At 26.8% G+C, this 20,134-nt stretch carries 16 protein-coding genes and 1 pseudogene; 4 read left to right on the forward strand and 13 right to left on the reverse strand.

All coding sequences use genetic code 11. The annotated features are described in order from the left end of the window. Nucleotides 1-168 precede the first annotated feature (168 nt). From QZ321_RS11945 to QZ321_RS11970, 6 genes are all read right to left on the reverse strand, one after another. Nucleotides 169-738, reverse strand: coding sequence for a nucleotidyltransferase family protein (locus tag QZ321_RS11945; RefSeq protein ID WP_291747299.1), 570 nt, complete (start codon nt 736-738; stop codon nt 169-171). 162 nt (nt 739-900) lie between these two features. Then, a complete protein-coding gene (locus QZ321_RS11950) occupies nt 901-3,186 on the reverse strand; it encodes a molybdopterin cofactor-binding domain-containing protein (protein WP_291747302.1) in 2,286 nt (761 codons plus the stop codon). A 3-nt stretch (nt 3,187-3,189) separates the two neighbouring features. After that, nucleotides 3,190-3,648, reverse strand: a complete 459-nt coding sequence (locus tag QZ321_RS11955; RefSeq protein ID WP_291747305.1) for a (2Fe-2S)-binding protein — start codon at nt 3,646-3,648, stop codon at nt 3,190-3,192. Beyond that, nucleotides 3,638-4,435 (reverse strand): FAD binding domain-containing protein, encoded by a 798-nt coding sequence (locus tag QZ321_RS11960; protein WP_291743429.1) that lies wholly within the window; start codon nt 4,433-4,435, stop codon nt 3,638-3,640. The genes QZ321_RS11955 and QZ321_RS11960 overlap by 11 nt, the downstream gene beginning before the upstream one ends. Before the next feature lie 72 nt (nt 4,436-4,507). Then, the gene (locus tag QZ321_RS11965; protein WP_291743426.1) at nt 4,508-5,824 is read right to left on the reverse strand and encodes a nucleobase:cation symporter-2 family protein; all 1,317 of its coding nucleotides are present in this window, start codon (nt 5,822-5,824) and stop codon (nt 4,508-4,510) included. Nucleotides 5,825-5,968: 144 nt separating this feature from the next. Next, complete coding sequence (locus QZ321_RS11970; RefSeq protein WP_291747308.1) at nt 5,969-7,003, reverse strand: XdhC family protein; 1,035 nt, start codon at nt 7,001-7,003, stop codon at nt 5,969-5,971. Nucleotides 7,004-7,210: 207 nt separating this feature from the next. Between QZ321_RS11970 and QZ321_RS11975 the strand changes: the two genes are divergently transcribed. Then, the gene (locus QZ321_RS11975; protein WP_291747310.1) at nt 7,211-7,912 is read left to right on the forward strand and encodes a CshA/CshB family fibrillar adhesin-related protein; all 702 of its coding nucleotides are present in this window, start codon (nt 7,211-7,213) and stop codon (nt 7,910-7,912) included. A gap of 95 nt (nt 7,913-8,007) precedes the next feature. On the opposite strand, the gene QZ321_RS11980 is transcribed toward QZ321_RS11975, so the two are convergent. After that, nucleotides 8,008-8,889 (reverse strand): glycosyltransferase, encoded by an 882-nt coding sequence (locus tag QZ321_RS11980; RefSeq protein WP_291747312.1) that lies wholly within the window; start codon nt 8,887-8,889, stop codon nt 8,008-8,010. 111 nt (nt 8,890-9,000) lie between these two features. Beyond that, nucleotides 9,001-9,528, reverse strand: a complete 528-nt coding sequence (locus tag QZ321_RS11985; protein WP_291747314.1) for a GNAT family N-acetyltransferase — start codon at nt 9,526-9,528, stop codon at nt 9,001-9,003. Between the two features lie 150 nt (nt 9,529-9,678). Between QZ321_RS11985 and QZ321_RS11990 the strand changes: the two genes are divergently transcribed. Next, nucleotides 9,679-10,572, forward strand: coding sequence for a glycosyltransferase (locus QZ321_RS11990; protein WP_291747316.1), 894 nt, complete (start codon nt 9,679-9,681; stop codon nt 10,570-10,572). A 161-nt stretch (nt 10,573-10,733) separates the two neighbouring features. On the opposite strand, the gene QZ321_RS11995 is transcribed toward QZ321_RS11990, so the two are convergent. Further along, nucleotides 10,734-11,621, reverse strand: a complete 888-nt coding sequence (locus QZ321_RS11995) for a glycosyltransferase (RefSeq protein ID WP_291747317.1) — start codon at nt 11,619-11,621, stop codon at nt 10,734-10,736. 38 nt (nt 11,622-11,659) lie between these two features. Next, nucleotides 11,660-12,538, reverse strand: a complete 879-nt coding sequence (locus tag QZ321_RS12000; RefSeq protein ID WP_291747318.1) for a glycosyltransferase family A protein — start codon at nt 12,536-12,538, stop codon at nt 11,660-11,662. 230 nt (nt 12,539-12,768) lie between these two features. Between QZ321_RS12000 and QZ321_RS12005 the strand changes: the two genes are divergently transcribed. Beyond that, complete coding sequence (locus QZ321_RS12005) at nt 12,769-13,344, forward strand: acyltransferase (protein WP_291747320.1); 576 nt, start codon at nt 12,769-12,771, stop codon at nt 13,342-13,344. Nucleotides 13,345-13,598: 254 nt separating this feature from the next. Beyond that, the gene (locus QZ321_RS12010) at nt 13,599-14,726 is read left to right on the forward strand and encodes a DegT/DnrJ/EryC1/StrS family aminotransferase (protein ID WP_291747322.1); all 1,128 of its coding nucleotides are present in this window, start codon (nt 13,599-13,601) and stop codon (nt 14,724-14,726) included. Between the two features lie 37 nt (nt 14,727-14,763). On the opposite strand, the pseudogene QZ321_RS12020 reads toward QZ321_RS12010, so the two are convergent. The 3 genes and pseudogenes from QZ321_RS12020 to QZ321_RS12030 all read right to left on the reverse strand — a co-directional run bounded on the left by QZ321_RS12020 (nt 14,764) and on the right by QZ321_RS12030 (nt 19,969). Next, nucleotides 14,764-15,911: pseudogene (locus tag QZ321_RS12020) on the reverse strand (DegT/DnrJ/EryC1/StrS family aminotransferase). Nucleotides 15,912-16,035: 124 nt separating this feature from the next. Continuing rightward, nucleotides 16,036-18,186, reverse strand: a complete 2,151-nt coding sequence (gene speC / locus QZ321_RS12025; protein ID WP_291747326.1) for an ornithine decarboxylase — start codon at nt 18,184-18,186, stop codon at nt 16,036-16,038. Nucleotides 18,187-18,538: 352 nt separating this feature from the next. Beyond that, nucleotides 18,539-19,969, reverse strand: coding sequence for a sensor domain-containing diguanylate cyclase (locus QZ321_RS12030; protein ID WP_291747328.1), 1,431 nt, complete (start codon nt 19,967-19,969; stop codon nt 18,539-18,541). Between the last annotated feature and the right edge of the window lie 165 nt (nt 19,970-20,134).

Below are 20,134 nucleotides of genomic sequence, written 5' to 3' on the forward strand. Positions count from 1 at the left end.
AACCCCTGTTACCACCGTGAAAGGGTGGTGTCTTGACCGCTTGACCAAGGGGCCTTGCATATGTCTTGCTGACTACTTTTCATATGATACATTATTTTTAGACAAAAGTCAACACTATTTTTAAAAGTTTTTATTTATTTTTTAAATTTTTAATTTAGTTAATTAAATTTAAGTTAAACTTCTAAGTTTCTCTTGAGTGTCTATATCAACTAATTCAATTTCATTATCAATTTTTACTATTTTTAAATCATTTAAATTATTATTTATTACTTTCTTTCCTCCGTTGTCTCCTTCTAATGATAATAACTCATTGATATATTTTTTTGAAAATATTACTGGGTTACCTTTATTGTTTCCACATCCAACACAAACTATACCTTTATCACCACTTACAAAATTATCTATTACTAAATTTAATGTTTTTACAGATATAAAAGGCTGATCACATACCATAAACATATATCCATCAACATTTTTATCAAAATTAATTCCTAATTTTATAGAATTAGAAATTCCTAAATCACTTTTAGTATTTATAACAACATCAATATTAGTATTTAATAACGAATTTTTTATTTCTTCATATTGAGTTACACATATTATTTTATTTATTTTTAAATTAAGTACTTTTTCAACTATATACATATACATTGACTTATTTTTATATATTGCTAATAATTTATTTCCATTAAATCTTTTGCTATTTCCTGCTGCTAAAAGTATTAAATTAATTTTCATAAATAATTCTCCTTTAAATAAAAATTAATAAATATATAAAAAATTAATAGAGCTGTATCATATTGAAAGTTTTTAACTCAATATAGATACAACTCCTTTAATTATATAAAAATTTATTTAGATATAGCCCAATTTATATTTATTGATTGTTAATGATTAATTTTACTTTGAGTTTTTAAGCATTCCCATAACTATTTTTTCTGATGTTATAGGTAAATCTCTTATATTAACTTTAGTTGCATTATATACTGCATGTGCTATTGCTGGAGATGGTGTATTTATAACAATTTCTCCTATAGATTTAGCTCCAAATGGTCCTGTTTGTTCAAAGCTTTCTTCAAAACAAACTCTAATATTACCAACATCAAGTCTTGTAGGTATCTTATATTGAAGGAATGAATCATTTCTCATCTTCCCTTTTTTAGTATAAGTAATATCCTCATAAAGTGCCATTCCTATACCTTGAACTATTCCACCCTCTGCTTGAATTCTTGCTAAATTAGGATTTATTACAGTTCCACAGTCTACAACTGCAACATAATCAATTATTTCTACTTTTCCTGTTAATTTATCAATTTCAGTTTCTACAATTCCAACCATAAATGGAGGTGGTGAAACCTCTGAATAATGTGATTCACTTTCACTTATTGTTCTAAAACCACCAACTAAAGTATTATTAGCAATATCAATTAATGTTATTTCTTTTTCATCAACTATTGAATAAACTTTTTTACCATCAAATTCTAAATTTTCAGTTGAACAATTTAATGCTTTTGAAGCTTCTTCAATTATTCTTTTTCTCATTTTTTCACAAGTTTTAATAACTGCTCCACCTGTTATATATGTTGTACTTGATGCATATGAACCTGTATCATATGGACTTTGATCTGTATCAACACCATGTACTATAATATTATCTATATCACAATCTAAGCAGTCTGCCGCCATTTGTGCTAATATTGTATCACAGCCTGTACCAATATCAGCAGCACCAATCATTAATGTATAGAATCCATCATCATTAAGCTTTATTTCAACTGCTGCAGTATCTACTGATGATATTCCTGAACCTTGCATAGCCATAGCTACACCAACTGATCTTACTTTTCCGTTCCCCATATCTCTACATGGATATTTATTATCCCAATCAATCATTTCCTTAGCTTTTGCTAAACACTTATCTAAAGCACAACTATTTGCCGGTTCATTATAATATGCTGGCATTATTTGTCCTTCTGCTACCATATTCATTTCTCTTAATTTAATAGGGTCTATATTAAGCTTATCTGCTAACTCATTTACTGCTGATTCTAAAGCAAATAAACCTTGAGTTGCTCCATATCCTCTATAAGCTCCTGCCCCCATAGTATTAGAATAAACAACATCATATTCAAACTTGTATGCCTTTGCTCCATTATAAAGTGGCATTGATTTATGTCCTGATAATCCTACAGTAGTTGGTCCATGATCTCCATATGCTCCAGCATTAGATAAAGTATACATATCTATAGCTTTAATTATACCATTTTCATCAGCACCTAATTTTACTTTAATCTCCATTTCATGTCTTGGACTTCCGTTAGTCATGCTTTCTTCACGAGTATAAACCATCTTAGCAGGTTTTCCAGTTTTCATTGTAACTATAGCTGGGAATATTTCTGCAACAACACTTTGTTTTGCTCCAAATCCTCCACCTATTCTTGGCTTAATTACTCTTATTTTAGATTTTGGAATATCTAATGCATTAGCTAATATACGTCTTACATGGAAAGGAACTTGCGTTGCACTTGTTATATTTAATCTTCCATATGTATCAAGTTCAGTAAATGCTCTGAAAGTTTCCATCATTGCTTGGCTGTTTGCTTTAGTATGATAAGTTTGTTCTATTATATGGGCACATTTGCTTAATTCTTCTTCAACATCACCATGAGTAAAGCCCCCCTTTGAACATATATTTCTATTTTGGTCTGCATTAATCCAATCATTTAACGCAACAAAGTTTTCCTCTGGATGAACTATAACTTTATTGTCTAAAGATTCTCTAAAATCTAAAACTGCATCTAAAACTTCATATTTTACCTTTATTAAATTTAATGCTTTATTAACAGCTTTTTCATTTTCTCCAGCAACTATAGCAACAGGATCTCCAACACATCTAAGTCTTTTGTCTAAAATTAATCTATCATATGGACTAGGTTCTGGGTATGATTGTCCTGCTGTTGTAAATCTCTTTTGTGGAACATCCTTATATGTTAATATACATTCTATTCCTGGAACTTTACTTGCAATAGATATATTTATATCTTCTATTAAAGCATGAGCATGAGGGCTTCTAAGCACTTTAACTATTAAACAATTGCTTGGTGCTATATCATCTGTATAAACTGGCTTACCAGTAAGTAACGACATAGCGTCTTTTTTTCTTATTCCCTTATTAACATACTTCATGTTTTAATCCTCCCTTTTAGCTTCTAAGAAATTCTTAATTGCTCTTAATTGACTCATATAACCTGTACATCTACAAAGATTTCCTGCTAAATAATGTTTAATTTCATCTTCAGTAGGATTTTTTAACTCCTTTTTCATAGCTAATACATTCATTACAAAACCTGGACTACAAAATCCACATTGCTCTGCTCCTTGGTCTGCCATAAAGTTTCCAAACTCTTCTGCTTCTTCCTTTAAACCTTCAAGAGTCGTTACCTTTTTTCCATTTGCTTTCATTACAAGAGTACTGCATGATAAAACTGGTTTTCCATCTAAATGAACAGTACATAAACCACAATTAGCCGTTTCACAGCCCCTTTTTACACTAAAGAATCCTTTGCTTCTTACATAATCAATTAATAACATATCTGCATCTACATCATCTTGAAAAAGTTTATCGTTTATCCATAATTTAATTTCCATAATTTCCTCCAGTAATTTCACTTATTGCTCTATTTATAAATACCTTAGCTAATATTTGTCTATATTCTTTGCTTCCTCTCATATTGCTATCAAACTTTACATTTTTAATAACATATTCAACTACACTGTCAACTTCATCTTGAGTTGGAACTTCACTTAAAAGCTCTGCTGAATTTACATTCATGGCTTTTTGTGGTCTAGCACCAATTACTATATTCCATCTGCTATCTAATCTTGATACTGCAACTGCTAAAGTAGGAATATCTGTAGCAGTATTTCTGTGAGTTAAATATACGGCTTTTCTATTATCTTTCTTTATTATAATTCTTACTAAAATATCATTATCATAGGGCATATTTCTATAATCAGAAAGCGGAATAATTCCTCCATTAAATAATTCTACATAAGTATCTAAAGATAAAAGTGCTGTTAATATGTCTGAAAACCCAAATCTTGAGTAAACACTCCCCCCAATAGTAGCACAATTTCTAAATTGAACTCCTACTATATGAATAACTGACTTTTTTATTATTCCATCAAAATATGAATTTAATGATTCATTAGTTTCTAATTGTCTAAGTGTACACATACATCCTATTTTAAAACATTCATTATCTTCTTCAATTTTATCTAATCCTAAAGCTGATAAATCAATGGCAGTTTGAATATTTCTTCCACCCATTTTCAGCCAACCTATTCCACCTAATATAACATTATTTCTTTTTTGATTTAATTCATAAGCTTGTTCTAAACTTTCTGCTACTACATAGTTTCTTATACTAAACACTTTTTCTCTCCTCCTATAAATATATAAGAGGACTATATCATTTTTTCTGATGTAGCCCTCTTTATAAAACTTTTATGCACTTACTGCTTCGACCTTTTCTTTATTTTTTGGCAGTATTAAGTTTAAAATAGTTGCTATAACAAATGTCATTATTATACCGTTTTGTGCAAATATATTGCTAATCCAAGTTGGCAATTGTGCTAAAGCTTCTGGAACATTACCTATTCCAACTCCAATTCCTATAGCTAATGCAACTATTAAAGCATTTCTACCATCTAATTTTTCTCTAAATAATGATTGTAATCCGCTTACAAAAATCATAGCAAACATTATAACTGCTGCACCACCAAGTACAGATTGTGGCATTACAGAAAGTATTGCACTTAATTTTGGGAAAAATCCTGCTAAAATTAAGAATACAGCACCAGTCATAATAACGAATTTATTTACAACTTTAGTTACAGCAACAAGTCCAACATTTTGACTAAATGAAGTATTTGGAGCTATTCCAAATATAGCTGCTATAAGACTTGAAAAACCATCTGCCACAACACCACCTGATAACTCTTTATCCGTCGCTTCTCTATCAAGTCCCCCAATTGCTATTGCAGAAATATCACCTATTGTTTCTACTGTAGTTGCAACATACATTATTGCCATTGAAATTATTGCATCTAATCTAAATTCAAATCCCATAGTAAATGGTCTAGGTAAGCTTATCCAAGAAGCTTCTTTTACAGCTGTAAAATCAACCATTCCCATCATTATTGATAATATATATCCAACTATTATTCCTATTAAAATAGCTGATGTTTTTATAAATCCTTTAGTGAAATTTTGTAATATTATTATTATTAAAATTACTACTGTTCCTACTAATAAATGCTTTGGTGAACCAAAGTCAGATGCACCAGATCCACCTGCAAAATATTTAATCCCTACTGGAAGTAATGAAAGTCCTATTGAAATAACAACCAAACTTGTTACTATAGGAGGAAATAATTTTCTTAGTGGCTTAATAAAAAACCCTAAAACTATTTCTAATAAAGCACCAACTAAAGAAGCCCCCATTATTGCTGAATATCCATATGTTACACCTATAGCATTTTGAGTTCCTATAAACCCAGAACTTGTCCCCATAACTACTGGTAACCCGCTTCCTATTTTAAGGAATGGATATAATTGAATTAATGTTGCAACACCTGCCACAAACATTGAATTTTGAATTAATATTGATTTTGTTTCTAAAGGAATGTTTAAAAGCCCACATACTATAATCAATGGTGATACATTTCCCAAAAACATTGCTAATACATGTTGAATTCCTAACGGAATAGCTTGTTTTAAAGGTACTCTTCCTTCTAATTCATAAATACTTCCAGTTTTCATTATACGTCCCTCCATAACAATAAATATTTAACGAACAATGTTCACTTTAAAATATTTAATGTACGCTTTAATTTATGTGATTATTTTAACATACATTTTTTATTTTGTGAACATTTTTATTAAAATATTTATTATTTTTCGTATTTATGATATATATTCAAATAGTACTTTAATAGTTCCTCCACAAGCCATACCCAATTTAGCCGCTTTCGAATTAGATAAATCATAAATTTCAACATATGATTTTTTACTCTTTAAAACCTCTATTGCTTTTTTATAGGCAACATTTTCAACTATACCCCCGCCTATAGTTCCTATAAAACTATTGTCATTTTTTATGAGCATTTTAGCATCAACCCCTCTTGGAGATGACCCTCTTTTTTCTAAAATGCTAACTAATACCTTATCATCTTTGTTAAAAATTATCTCTTTTAATATCTCGTCATCAATATTTGATATATTTGTACTGTTTTTCTCTTGAATAATTTGTGCCATAATACTCACAGCTATTTCAGCTGGAGTTTTAGCTCCTATACTAATACCAATTGGAGCATTAATTCCATTTATCTCTTCTTTAGTATAACCCTTCTCTAATAATTGACTTATACAACTAGCTACCTTTGCCTTACTGCCTATCATTCCTACATAACTAAATTCATTTTTTAATATTTTTTCAATACATTCTTGATCATCCCTATGTCCTCGTGTAACAACAACAAAATAAGAATTTCTATTAAATTTTATATTATCTAATGCATTATCAAAACTATCACATATTATATCATCAACGCAATTAAATCTTTCTCTATTTGCAAATTCTTCTCTATCATCTATAACAGTTATATTAAACTCTAACATTTTTGCTATACTTGCTAATTCAAAAGATATATGTCCTCCACCACAAATTATAAGATTAGGTTTTGATATAATATTTTCTATAATAATTTCAATATTGTCCCCAACTTTTACTATATTTCTTAAATCATTAAATTTAATTTTGCTTATAAGACTATTATAAAACTCTTCATTTTCCTTATCTTCGATTATTATTTCTTCATCAATTTTCAAAAATTTTTTTCCTACATAGTTATCATCCTTGCATCTAACAATAGTTACCATATAAACATTTCTATTGTTATTTAGAGCTTCATTTAATCTTTTGTATAATTCTCTAGTCATATTTTCACCTCTTATAATTTATATATTTATATTTTATATCATATAATATAATACTCTTCTAATAATAATTAAACATTCACTTTTTTTAATTTATTTCATAAATTGTATTGTATAGATTATTAAATTAAATATATTGAATCAATTTAATAAAATAATTATGTTCACTTAAATAGAACATATTTGATAAATAAATTAAAGGAGGGTATTATGCTAAATTTACCTGTATCTTATGCTAAATATGGTTCTGGTCCTCTTGCTGAAATAATAGGCTGGATAGATTGGAAGAATACGTATCTTGACATTGATACTTCTTTAACTGATATAAAGGTACCGCTTGAAAATGGCTTAACATTAACCTTTGATATTAAAAATACTACATTACTAGGAAATGGTTATTCCCTAAATCCAACAACAGTATCTTCTATAAACTCACCATTTGGTACATTAAATTATACTGAAATACCTGGTAATGTAGCTCTTCAAATTCACACTATGTATCCAACCCAAAGTACAATTAGACTAACTTTAACTAATATACGCGTTACTAATTCTTTTGGTAACCCTATATACAACTTCGCTTTTGCTATATCAAATGTTGAAACTGCTACAGATATTACTACACCAATTGCTGAGTCTCAAATACATCATACAGACGGTAAACCTTGGAATTTACTTGCCTTTGTTGGAGATACAAGCAATCCTAATCATACAGGAGTAGGTAGTCAAATTGTAACAGTTGTTGGAAGTAATTCAGATGTGATGACTTCTACTGGTGCTCCAATTATTACATCAGAAAACCCTTCTAATTTGACAATTGATATCACATCTAACCTTGGAATAAAAGCTTTAAGTTTAGGTATTTATATAGTACCTCAGCCTAAAAGAGGAGTTAATTTATTTAAAAAATAGATAGTGCATTATTTATATATTAAATAAAAAGATAGTAGATATATTTAGTAGCACTAAATATATCTACTATCTTTTTAAATTTGTTTTATTTATACTTAAAGTTTATGATTTTTATACCAAGGTAAAATATCATAATCAATAATATTTTTTCTTAATTCTTTATCATTAATAATTTGAATATTATCAATTTCATATTCATTTATATTATATAAACTAAGTTCATTACACCTATTAATCTTTTGCATTTCTTCAAGCAAATTTTTATAAACATTACATGTTCTCGTTAATGAATGTTCATGCTCAATTTCAACTACACTAACAAATTTATCTACATAAATAAAGGGAACGTAATTTGCCCACCTTCTCCATAAATCCCAATCACTTAATCTTCTAAATGGAATACTACACTCATATCCACCATATAAATATGGAATTTCTTTATTGTGAAGTACAGCATTATTCGGTATTATATTTGCCTTATCAATAATAGATTTATTAAACTCTCTCCCAAATTGATTTTCTATTTTTTTAATCGAATTAATAATTTTACATTTTCCATAAACAACCGAAGCTTCATTTAATTTTTTTATTTCTCTATATAAATCCATTAACATATTTGAATACAAATAATCATCATCAAATTGATAGGCTATATACTTCCCCCTAGCATGTAATATTCCTTGATTAACTCTTATTGCTGGAAGACCTGAATTAATTTCGTTTCTTATATAAACTATTCTATTATCCTGTTTCATAAAGCTTTTTACTATATCTTTTGTAGAATCTATAGAACCATCATCAACTATGATAAGTTCCCAATCAGTAAATTCTTGTTCTAATATAGATTTGATTGACCTTTTTAAAAGTCCATTATCACCTCTACAATAAGTAGGCAATATAATACTTACTATAGGATTTTTTATTAAATTATCTGATGAATAAATAACTTCATTTTTAATAAATTCTTTTACCTTCACCTTTTCCCTCTTCACTATTATTTTCATTAAATTATATTTAATTTAATAAAGTCTATATCACACTTTTTTATAAAAATTATGATACAGACTATTTTTAAACTATATTATTTTTTATTTATCCTTATAAATATCCATTAAAATAATTTCATTATTTATTTCCTTAACAAATTTAAATCCAACTCTTTTATAAAGATTAAATGCCTTAATATTTTCTTTATACACTTCAAGAATAATTTTATTAAGCCCTAAATTATTAAATCCATACTCACACAAAGCCTTAGTTGCAATAAACCCAATATTTTTTCTCCTACTATTTAAATCACCTATTAAAAGCCTACCAAATTCAGCTGTATTATTTTTATAATCAATATCATATAAAGCTACTGTTCCTACTGGCATATTCTCATTATAAATTATAAACATTATATCTTTATTATTATTTTTATATTTATCATACCATTTATTTTGATCTTCCACAGTTATATAACTATTATTGAAAAATACTTTATTATTATTTTCATTATTTCTCCAAGTACGTATTAATTCTATATCCTTTCTTTTTATTGACTCAAGAACAATATTATTATAATAAATTTTTTCTTCATTATTTTTTATACTTGTAAAATCGTTATTACTCAACAATAAACCTCCCAATATCTTTTATATTAATATACTTTTAATACATACGATTTATACTAGTAATAGCTATCACCATAACTATTATGCAAAACACCATTATAATAATTAATTCATATCATATAATAATTAATTATTTTTAAGGGAGGTTATATGATGGTTAAACCACTTATATCCTTTATATCATTTAATCGTAATAGTGCTGTTGCCGCTAATTTAAAGGCATTATTAGATATAACAAATGATGATTTTGATTTATCAATTGTAGATAACGGTTCTACTGATGGTATATGGGAATATATTAAATCTCTTAAGGATGATAGAATTAAATTTAAAAAACACTTTGATAAAAATTATGGTGGAATATATGCAGTAAATTATTCATTAAGTAAACGTGAAAAATATCAGCCTTTTATACATTTAGATAACGACACATTAATTACAGACCCAGATTGGATAAAAAAATTTCAAAATACAGCTTTAATATTTAATGATTTAGGCTTAATAGGTGCTGTTACTAAGGATTATTTTAATAATTATTTAACTTCTTTCCCAAAAACTACATTAAATAATAGCACTTGTGTATATACAAACTTTGTAATTGGAAGCTGTTTATATATGACTCCTGAAATTTTAGAATTATTAGGATACTTTAATGAAGAAAGCTGTGGTGCAGACCTTGAAATATCTAGAAGAATAAATCAATTTACTAAATATAAAACTGGAATAACCATGGATTTTTTTAATGACTATCGAAGCGAAGTTTCTTGCTCAGAATGTATATCTAAAGCAACATGTCCTTTTGATAAATCAATTGACAGTGAATGTTGTACTGTAAATTATAGGAAAGTATATCCTAATGCTTCATTTATTCCATTAGCCATAAAACAAACTGAAGAATATATAAATAATATATCTCTTGGAAATATACCTTTATATAGTGCATCAATTCACGATGAAGAGTCTAGAAAAAATCATCCTTATAATTATATTTCTGCTAAAAAAAATTTTGACTTTTTTTCTGGATTTTCTAATGTAGATAATTAAAATTTCAAGTTTTATAGTTTCTAATCTTTTTAAAGTATTTATATCAAAATAACTTATTAAAAGTATTTGAATAAAAATTTATACTTGAAAAGGAGTTATATTCATATTAAATTAAAAAAACTTCAATATGATACAGCTCCTTTGTTATTTATAATTTAAATTTATATTTTATTTATTTTTTGATGCCATAATAATATATCTTTATTTAATAATCTATTTGCAATATTAATATTTTGTGTAATATCTGCATTGTCAAGTTCATATTCTTCTATATTATTTAAATCTAAAATATCTGATCTATCAATTAACACTCTTTCATCTACAACATCTCTATTAAGATTATATATAACTCCAACTGCATCTTTATTCCCAGCTTCAACAATACTTATTTCTTCATCTATAAAATTCATTTTTACCTTTTTAGAAAGTCTTCTCCATAAATCCCAGTCACACAATCTTCTCATAGCAATATGACAGTCGTATCCTCCATACAAATATAACAATTCCTTTGAATGCAATACGCTATTATTTGCAATAAAATTAAATTGATTGATTAATTGTTCATTAAACTCTATTCCTATATAAATAATCTCGCCATTTCTAGTAAGGTCAATTCCCTTACACTTTCCATATACAAAAGCTAAATCATCTAAAGTTATTATTTTATTGTATAAAACCTCTAGTGCATAGTCATGCCACCTATCATCATCAAATTGATAAGCTATATATTTTCCTCTTGCACGTTTTACACCTTGATTAACCCTTATTGCTGGTATTCCTGAATTAATATCGTTTCTTATATAAACTATCCTATTATCATTTTTCATATAATTTTCTACTATATTTCTTGTAGAATCTACCGAACCATCATCAACTATAATAAGTTCCCACTCTTTAAATGTTTGGTTTATAACACTATTTATAGCTCTTTCAAGTAATCCACTATCTCCTCTACAATAAGTAGGTAATATTATACTTATCTTAGGAGAATCTATTAAATTTTCTGACTTAAAAATTTTTTCATCTTTTATAAATTCTTTTACTTTCACAATATCCTCCTTAATCATATATTACTAATATACTTATTTTAATTAGCATTATTTACATAATACTTAAAGTTTTCTTGAGCCCATACTTTATTATAATAGTGATTTTTAAGTGATTCTTCATCATGTATAGAAGCACAATATTCGCTTCTTATTCCATTTTTTATTTCATTGAAAAACTCTTCTTGTCTATCAAGTGTTAATCTATCAAATTTCCAATTTTGATATTTTGCATTTCTAATTGCAAAACAAGTAGTATTTTTATTTTTAACAGTACAAATTCCATTAATACTGCATTCCTCACATTTAAATTCCTGTGTTTGATCTATTATTATATCAGGTACAAAAGCCATCTTATAATCAGTAAACCCTTTAATTCTACGAGCATAATCACTATCGCACCTTCCGGTTTCCTCGTTAAAATATCCTAATCTATCCATAAGCTCTGGTCTTATACATAATAAATATCCAGCTAATAAAATTCCACTTTCTTGAATACCAACATTATTTCTTTCAACATATTTAAAAGGATAATCCCTAGCCCATATATTAAAAATTTCATTTCCAACAGTACAAGCTGCCCCAACCTCTGGATATACATTCATTACTTCCATAAACTTACTAATCCAATCTTTTGTTATAACACAAGAATCACTATCTACATGAAAAAAATATTGTCCCCTTTTTCTTTTAGACATTATATAATTTATTGCATATGGAGGTCCATAATTAAAGTGCAATCTTTTAATTTCTTTAATTCTGTCGTCCTTTAATGTTTTAAGAAATTCCCAAGTATCATCTTCTGAATTACTATCAACAATATATAACTCAAAATCATCAGTACTTTTTAATAATTCTTTTAAATTTCTAGCTGTCAATCCTGCTCTATTCCAACATACAAAACTAACAATTGGAAGCATATATAAATCTCCTCCTTAAAACTCATTTCTTTCCCTCTTCATAATATGTATTTATTTTTTTATTGATACTAATTAACAGCACTCTTTAAAATAATATAAATTCAAAGTTTAATGCCTTCTATCATGAATATAATAAAAGGTTAAATTTTAATTAGTTTATTAACACAAATTATTTTTTTTCATATTATATATTGAATAATCCCATCTATAAAATGGAGGTATATAAATAAATGAGTAGCTTTTATTCAACAGATGAACTTTCTAAAATTGGTTTTAAGCATATAGGCAATAATGTTTTGTTAAGTAAAAAAACAAGCATTTATGGTGTCGAAAATATTTCTATTGGTGATAACACAAGAATAGATGACTTTTGTATATTAAGCGGAAATATAACAATTGGCAATTATGTTCATATTGCTGCATTTTGCTCATTATTTGCAGGAAATGAAGGAATAGAAATGCAAGATTTTTCTGCTATATCATCTAAAGGTACAATATATGCTCAATCTGATGATTATTCTGGACTAAGCTTTACTAATCCAACACTCCCTATGGAATATCGTAATGTTCATGGTGGAAAAGTTGTACTAGAACGCCACGTAATAATAGGTGCTTCAACTGTAATAATGCCAAATATCACAATAAAAGAAGGTGCTGCTATTGGTGCTTGTTGCTTAGTTTTAAAAGATTGTAACCCTTGGACTGTTTACGCTGGTATTCCTGTAAAAGAAATAAAAAAAAGAAAAAAAGATTTATTAGCTTTAGAAAAAACTTTTTTAAAGTCAATTGATTCTTCAAATAAATAAACTTACTTCTATATAAAATAAATAACTATTTACTTAATAAAAAATATAATTTCATATCCTTATTAACATTTTTAATCAAGCTAGAATATTATAATTGTGAATTCAATAATGGAATTAACAGATGGAATAAGATAGTAAATTAGACTAGAGTATTATAATTGTGAACCCTCTAAACTTATATAAAAAAACTAATTTTATTTTAATATATTTATAAGTTAATGTTTATTTAATCAACCTACAAGGATGTGAACAAAATGCACAAGTTTAAAAATAAAATTCAGGTTACAAAATCTAGTTTACCTCCTCTAAATGAATATGTGGATATTATAAAAGACATATGGAAAACTAATTTATTAACTAATAATGGGCCCATTCATAATAAATTTCAAATAGACTTATCTAATTATTTAAATGTTCCTAACTCAGTACTATTTACTAATGGTCATTCTGCTTTAGATATAGCAATAAAAGCTCTTAATCTTACCGGTGAAGTAATAACAACAGCTTTCACTTTTGCATCTACAACTCATGCAATAGTTCTTAATAATTTAACTCCAGTTTTTTGCGATATTAATAATACCGATTTTACTATTGATGTAAATAAAATAGAATCTCTTATAACAGATAAAACTTCTGCAATAATACCAGTTCATGTATTTGGTTATCCTTGTGATGTAGATAAAATAAATGAAATTGCAAAAAAATATAATTTAAAAGTTATATATGATTCTGCACATGCCTTTGGGGTTGAAATAAATGGTATTGGAATTGGAAATTTCGGAGACATCTCAATGTTTTCACTTCATGCTACTAAGGTTTTTAATTCTATTGAAGGGGGAGTATTAACCTATAAGGATAAAAGTCTTACAGATACTCTAAATATGCTTAAAAACTTTGGAATAACAGGATATGAAACCGTTGATTCAGTTGGAGAAAATGCAAAAATGAATGAATTTCAAGCTGCAATGGGATTAGCTAACTTAAAATATATAGATATCAATATACAAAAAAGAAAATTAATATCAGAAACTTATAAAAATTCTTTTAAAGATATATCCGGAATATACTATTTAAATGATATTAACGGTGTTAAGCACAACTATTCTTATTTTCCAATTTTAATAAATGAAAAAATATTAGGTATAGATAGAAACTTATTGTATGAAAAATTAAAAGAATATAATGTATTTACTCGTAAATATTTTTATCCACTTACTACAGATTTTAATTGTTATAAAAATTATTTTTATAATTATAACTTGCCTGTTTCAAAATACATTGCCGATAGAATTCTAACCTTACCCATCTATAGTGATTTATCAATTATTGATACTCAAAATATAGCAGCTATAATTAAATATATTATAAAAAATTATCAATAAAAAAAGCTGAGTGTTAAATCACTACTCAGCCTTTTTATTATTTAATATATAATAATACTTTTTCACAAATATATTTAATATCATCTTTGGTCAATCTTAAATGCAAAGGCAAAGAAATTATTCTTTCACTCATATATTTTGCATATGGACAACATCCCTTTTCACAGGGATAAACATTATACTCTGTATTATCTCTGTAATGAACTCCTGGGAAAATTCCATTTTCATTTAATTTAGTAATTAATTCATCTCTGTTATCAGCAGCTATAATATAAAGATGTCTGCTAGATTCACAACCATCAGAAATTCCTATTTTCTCTACCTTCTTTTCACTATTATCAAAGTATTCATCATACCATTTTGCTAATTGTCTACGATATTTATTATCTTCCTCTAAATACTTTATTGAACAAGAGCCATAGCTGCCATAATTGAATTGCCATTATATTTATATCCTAAATAATCAACCTCATACTTCCACTTATAATTTCCTTTATCCCTTGCATAAGTATCCTTATCAATGCCTAACCAGCTAAGTTTTCTTACTAATTCATCATCTTCTTTTTTCTTAAAACAAATAATTCCTGAATCTGCTGTAGGCAAGTTTTTTACAGCTTGAAAAGAATAACATACTACATCTGCATCTTTTCCAACTATTTCTCCATCTAATTTTGTTCCAGCCATATGTGCTGCATCTAATATAAGCTTTAAATTATACTTTCTGCAAAGTTTTACTATTTCTTTATATTGCCCTACATTTCCACCTAACCCAACAAACATAATAGCTCTTGTTTTATCAGTAATTTTTTTCTCAACATCCCTTGGATCTAAGCATAAATATTTATCTACATCAGCAAAGACTACTTTTAAGTTTTCATACATAATAGCATGATTACTTGATACAAATGTTAATGGTGTAGAAATTATTTCATCACCATCATTCCATCCATTTTGTATTTTAAAAACTTTAACTGCTAAATGAAGCGCAGCTGTATCAGAATTTAAAAAATGAGCATTATTTAATCTAGTATATGCTTTCCACTTTTCTTCAAATTCAACTGTTTTATATCCTATTCCTGTCCACCCTTTTTCAAGACATTCCTTAATTTCAGCTAAACATTCATCTATTCTAAAGGTTGGAACAAATAATTGTATCGCCATATAATACTCCTTATTTCCTCTCATTTAAATAATTAATTATAAAATATTAGTTTATTATTATTTTATGCTGATATTTTTGGTATAGTTACCAATAAGCAAAAAACTTCATCCTAGATTTTAGGATGAAGTTTTTGTATACAATATTTCTTTATTTATCTAAAACATATCCGTAAGCTACTACCTTACCATCTTCTTTTTCAAGATAAACTCCTTGTATTTCTGGAGCAAATCCTGGGAACTTATTAATCCCCTCTTCTAAAATTGAAAAATATCTTTGAGCTACAACATTCCACCTTTCACCTGGAACTACACAAAATACTCCTGGTGGATAAGGAAGAGCACCTTCTAATGCTATTTCTCCAACTATATCACTTAAAGGTACTAATTTAGCATTATTTCTTTTAAGTTCAATATTTGCTTCATTAGGATTCATAACGTATTCTGGAAGATACTCTCTTCTAAACAATAACTTTTGATAAGTCTTTGCATCATTTTTCTTATAAAAATCATGCATTTCTTGACATAACTGTCTTATTGTATAACCCTTATAACGATTCTCGTATTTAGCATATAACTTAGGCAAAACTTTACTTAATGGAGCATCTTCATTTATAAGTTTTTCAAATCTTACTAAATGATCTACAAGTCCCTTCATTTTTGAAGTACTTTCTGCTGGTGTTAATAAAAATAATATTGAATTTAAATCATTTTTCTCTGGCACAACTCTATGATCTCTTAAATAGTTTGCTAAAATAGTTGCTGGTATACCAAAATCTTCATACTCCCCAGTCTCTACATTTATTCCCGGTGTTGTTAGCATAAATTTATTAGGGTCTACAAAGTATTGATTTTCTCCATACCCTTCAAATGAATGCCACTTTTCCCCTGGATAAAATTTAAAAAACTCAATATTATTTGCTATTTTTTCTGTAGAATAATCTTGCCATAACTTTCCTTTAACTTCAGGTGGAATAAATGGCTTTAATAATTTGCATCTTTCTAAAACATCTTTTCTAGCCTCTACACCAACCTTTATACAATCTGCCCAAAGTTTTTTTCCTGCTTCTCCATCTTGCATTCTTGCATTAACATCTAGTGCTGCAAATAAAGGATAAAATGGACTTGTTGATGCATATAACATATAAGCATTATTAAATCTCTTATGATCTACATAACGCTTTTGACCCTTTAAATGGCTATCTTTTTTATGGATTTGAGATGTTTGTGAAAATCCTGCTTGTTGTTTATGTATAGATTGTGTAACTAATATTCCAGGATCATCTGGCTTTAAATCTAATAATAATGGAGAACACTCCCTCATCATTGGTATAAACTGTTCATATCCAACCCATGCTGAATCAAATAAAATATAATCACAAAGATGACCTATCTTATCAACTACTTGTCTTGCATTATATATAGTTCCATCATAAGTTCCAAGTTGAATAACAGCTAATCTAAATGGTCTCTTTTCTTTTGCCTTTTCACTATCAACTTTAGCTGCTTCATTTCTTAAATACTCTTCATTAAAACAATGAGCATCTATTCCACCAATAAATCCAAATGGATTACGTGAAGTTTCTAAATATACTGGCTTTCCTGCAGATGAAACTAAAGCTGAATTATATATTGATTTGTGATTATTTCTATCAAATAAAACTAAATCACCTGGAGAAACTATTGCATTTATAACTACAGAATTAGATGTACTTGTTCCATTCATTACAAAATATGTTTTATCAGCATTATATACCTTTGCTGCATAAGCTTGTGCAGACATAGCTGGTCCTTCATGTATTAATAAATCCCCTAAATCAACATCAGCATTACATATATCTGACTTAAATATGTTTTCACCAAAAAATTCATACATAGCCCTTCCCGCTGGGTGCTTAACAAAATATTGACCACCTTGATGACCAGGACAGGCAAATTGTAAATTTCCTCTTCTTGAATACTCACTTAAAACATCAAAAAATGGTGGTAACATCTCTTCTTCATATTTATCAGCTGCATTATTTAATTCTTCGCTAAATTTTTCCTCATTTAATTCATTAATATTTATTATTTTATGTACTTTATTTATTATTTCCTCATTAATTTCATTAGTTTCAGCTAAAACAAATATGGATATTCCAAATCTCGTATCATAAATATCGTTTATAATTTCTATATCACTTTCATTAACTACAGCAGCTGCTACATCAGTGTAGTCAGTTGTACCAACTTCTATGGTTTCTCTATCTGTAAAAAAATAATTTCTAGTTCTTTCGGTACAGGAAATCTTTAATGATTTCATGTCTTTTCCCCCTATCTACTTAATTTATATTTTTATAATTTACATAATAAATAAAATATATTTATTGTATTCTATAAATTAATATTATTTTTTATCGTATACCTTAATTATTTATACAACTTAGTATAAAATATTAAGTGTGAGTTATCAATAACTATAAATCTTATAAAAAAATAACATAAAAAAGCTACTTTTACTTTTTTATGTTATTTAAAAATTTTCTTTGATTTAATTATATATATCTATGAGAAATAAATTTAACTTTGTTTAAATTAATAATAGAGGAATAAAATATTTATTAGAAAATTTTTATTTAAACCTTTACCATGTAAATCAATCTTTTCTAAAACATTTATATACAAGAAGCCTTAGATTCCTTATATCCTCTTTTATAATCATACATATTTTTATCAGCATTTTTATAAATATTTATCAAAGAAACAGTATTTCCTGATTCTCTAACTTCATATCCATATGATATATTTATTTCATAAAGGCTATTATCATTATATTGACAAATCAACTTATCCATTTCCTTAAACTTTGTTTGTAATTCATTAATATTTTTATTATTTAAAATAGCTATGAACTCATCTCCACCCATTCTTCCTACAAAGCCTATTTTCCCAAAGCTTTTATACATTATGTTTGCAAATTCACAAAGCAATTTATCTCCAATATGATGACCATAATTATCATTAATATATTTAAAATCATTTAAGTCAAAACATATAATTATAACACTAGATTTATAATTATATTCTAATTTTTCAAACATAATATCAATTGCTGCTCTATTACTAATATTAGTTAGTGAATCAGTATAAGCTAATTTTTGATTTTCTACAGCTTTAAAAAATAGCCTTACTCCTAATATAATAAATAATATACCAAACACAATAGCTAAGCCTTCTGAAAAGATAAAATCATTTAATTCTAATAAAAATTCTGATTCAGGTATAATAAACATCAAATTCCAATCTTTGCAATCTAATTCTATTGAACTTAAATAATATTGCTTATTATCTAGTTTGATTTTCATTAATTTTCTACTATTATTTTTTATTCTTTCTTCTATTAAATTCATATCATTTTCTTCATTACTTAATTGCTTAAAAAAGTTATTATCTTCAAAAATATACTGATTATTCTTATGTGCAATATAATCTCCATTTTTATTAATTAAAAAGCTGTATCCATTTGTACCAACTCTTTTATCCTCAAACATCTTATAAATTTTAGCTAAATCAAGAACACCACATAAAGCTCCGACCTTCTCATTATCTTTATATATAGATACACTTAAAGTTACAATTGCTATCTTTTCATTCTCTTGGATAAATGGTTCAGTTAAAAATCTTTCGTTATTAATTACATCTCCAAAAAACTCTTCCGTTGACTGATCCTTTATTTCATTTTTATCATCATTTGCATAATACACCTTCCCATTAGTATCAACAATCATAAAACGCTCAAAATTAAAAAACCTTTTATCATCTCTTAAAAAATCATATTGTTCATCCCAATTCATATTATATATTTCTGGATAACTTTTTAAATAATTTAAAACCTCAAAATTATACTCAAAATACTGATCCACAAAATTTTTACATTCACTTGCATATTGATACAAATCATTTTCCTTTAATTTAAATTGTGATTTTCTATAATTATAAAAATTTAATCCATTTAATAATAATGTTCCAATAAAGCATAAGAATGTCATAAAAATTATAATTATATCTATAAGCTTCACTTTGTATAAACTTCCCAATCCTCTCATTTATCCCTCCATTATTAAAATACTATCTATATAATACATAATATTCCTTTAACGCAAAATATTCAAATATTTTTATTTTTTTGTAACAATTAACAACTATTAAATAAAAATTTAGTAAGTAAGTTTTAAATTTTAAGTAAATCAATGGATATTTTAATCAAAAAA

The organism is uncultured Clostridium sp. (genome assembly GCF_910588715.1).
GTDB lineage: Bacteria > Bacillota > Clostridia > Clostridiales > Clostridiaceae > Clostridium.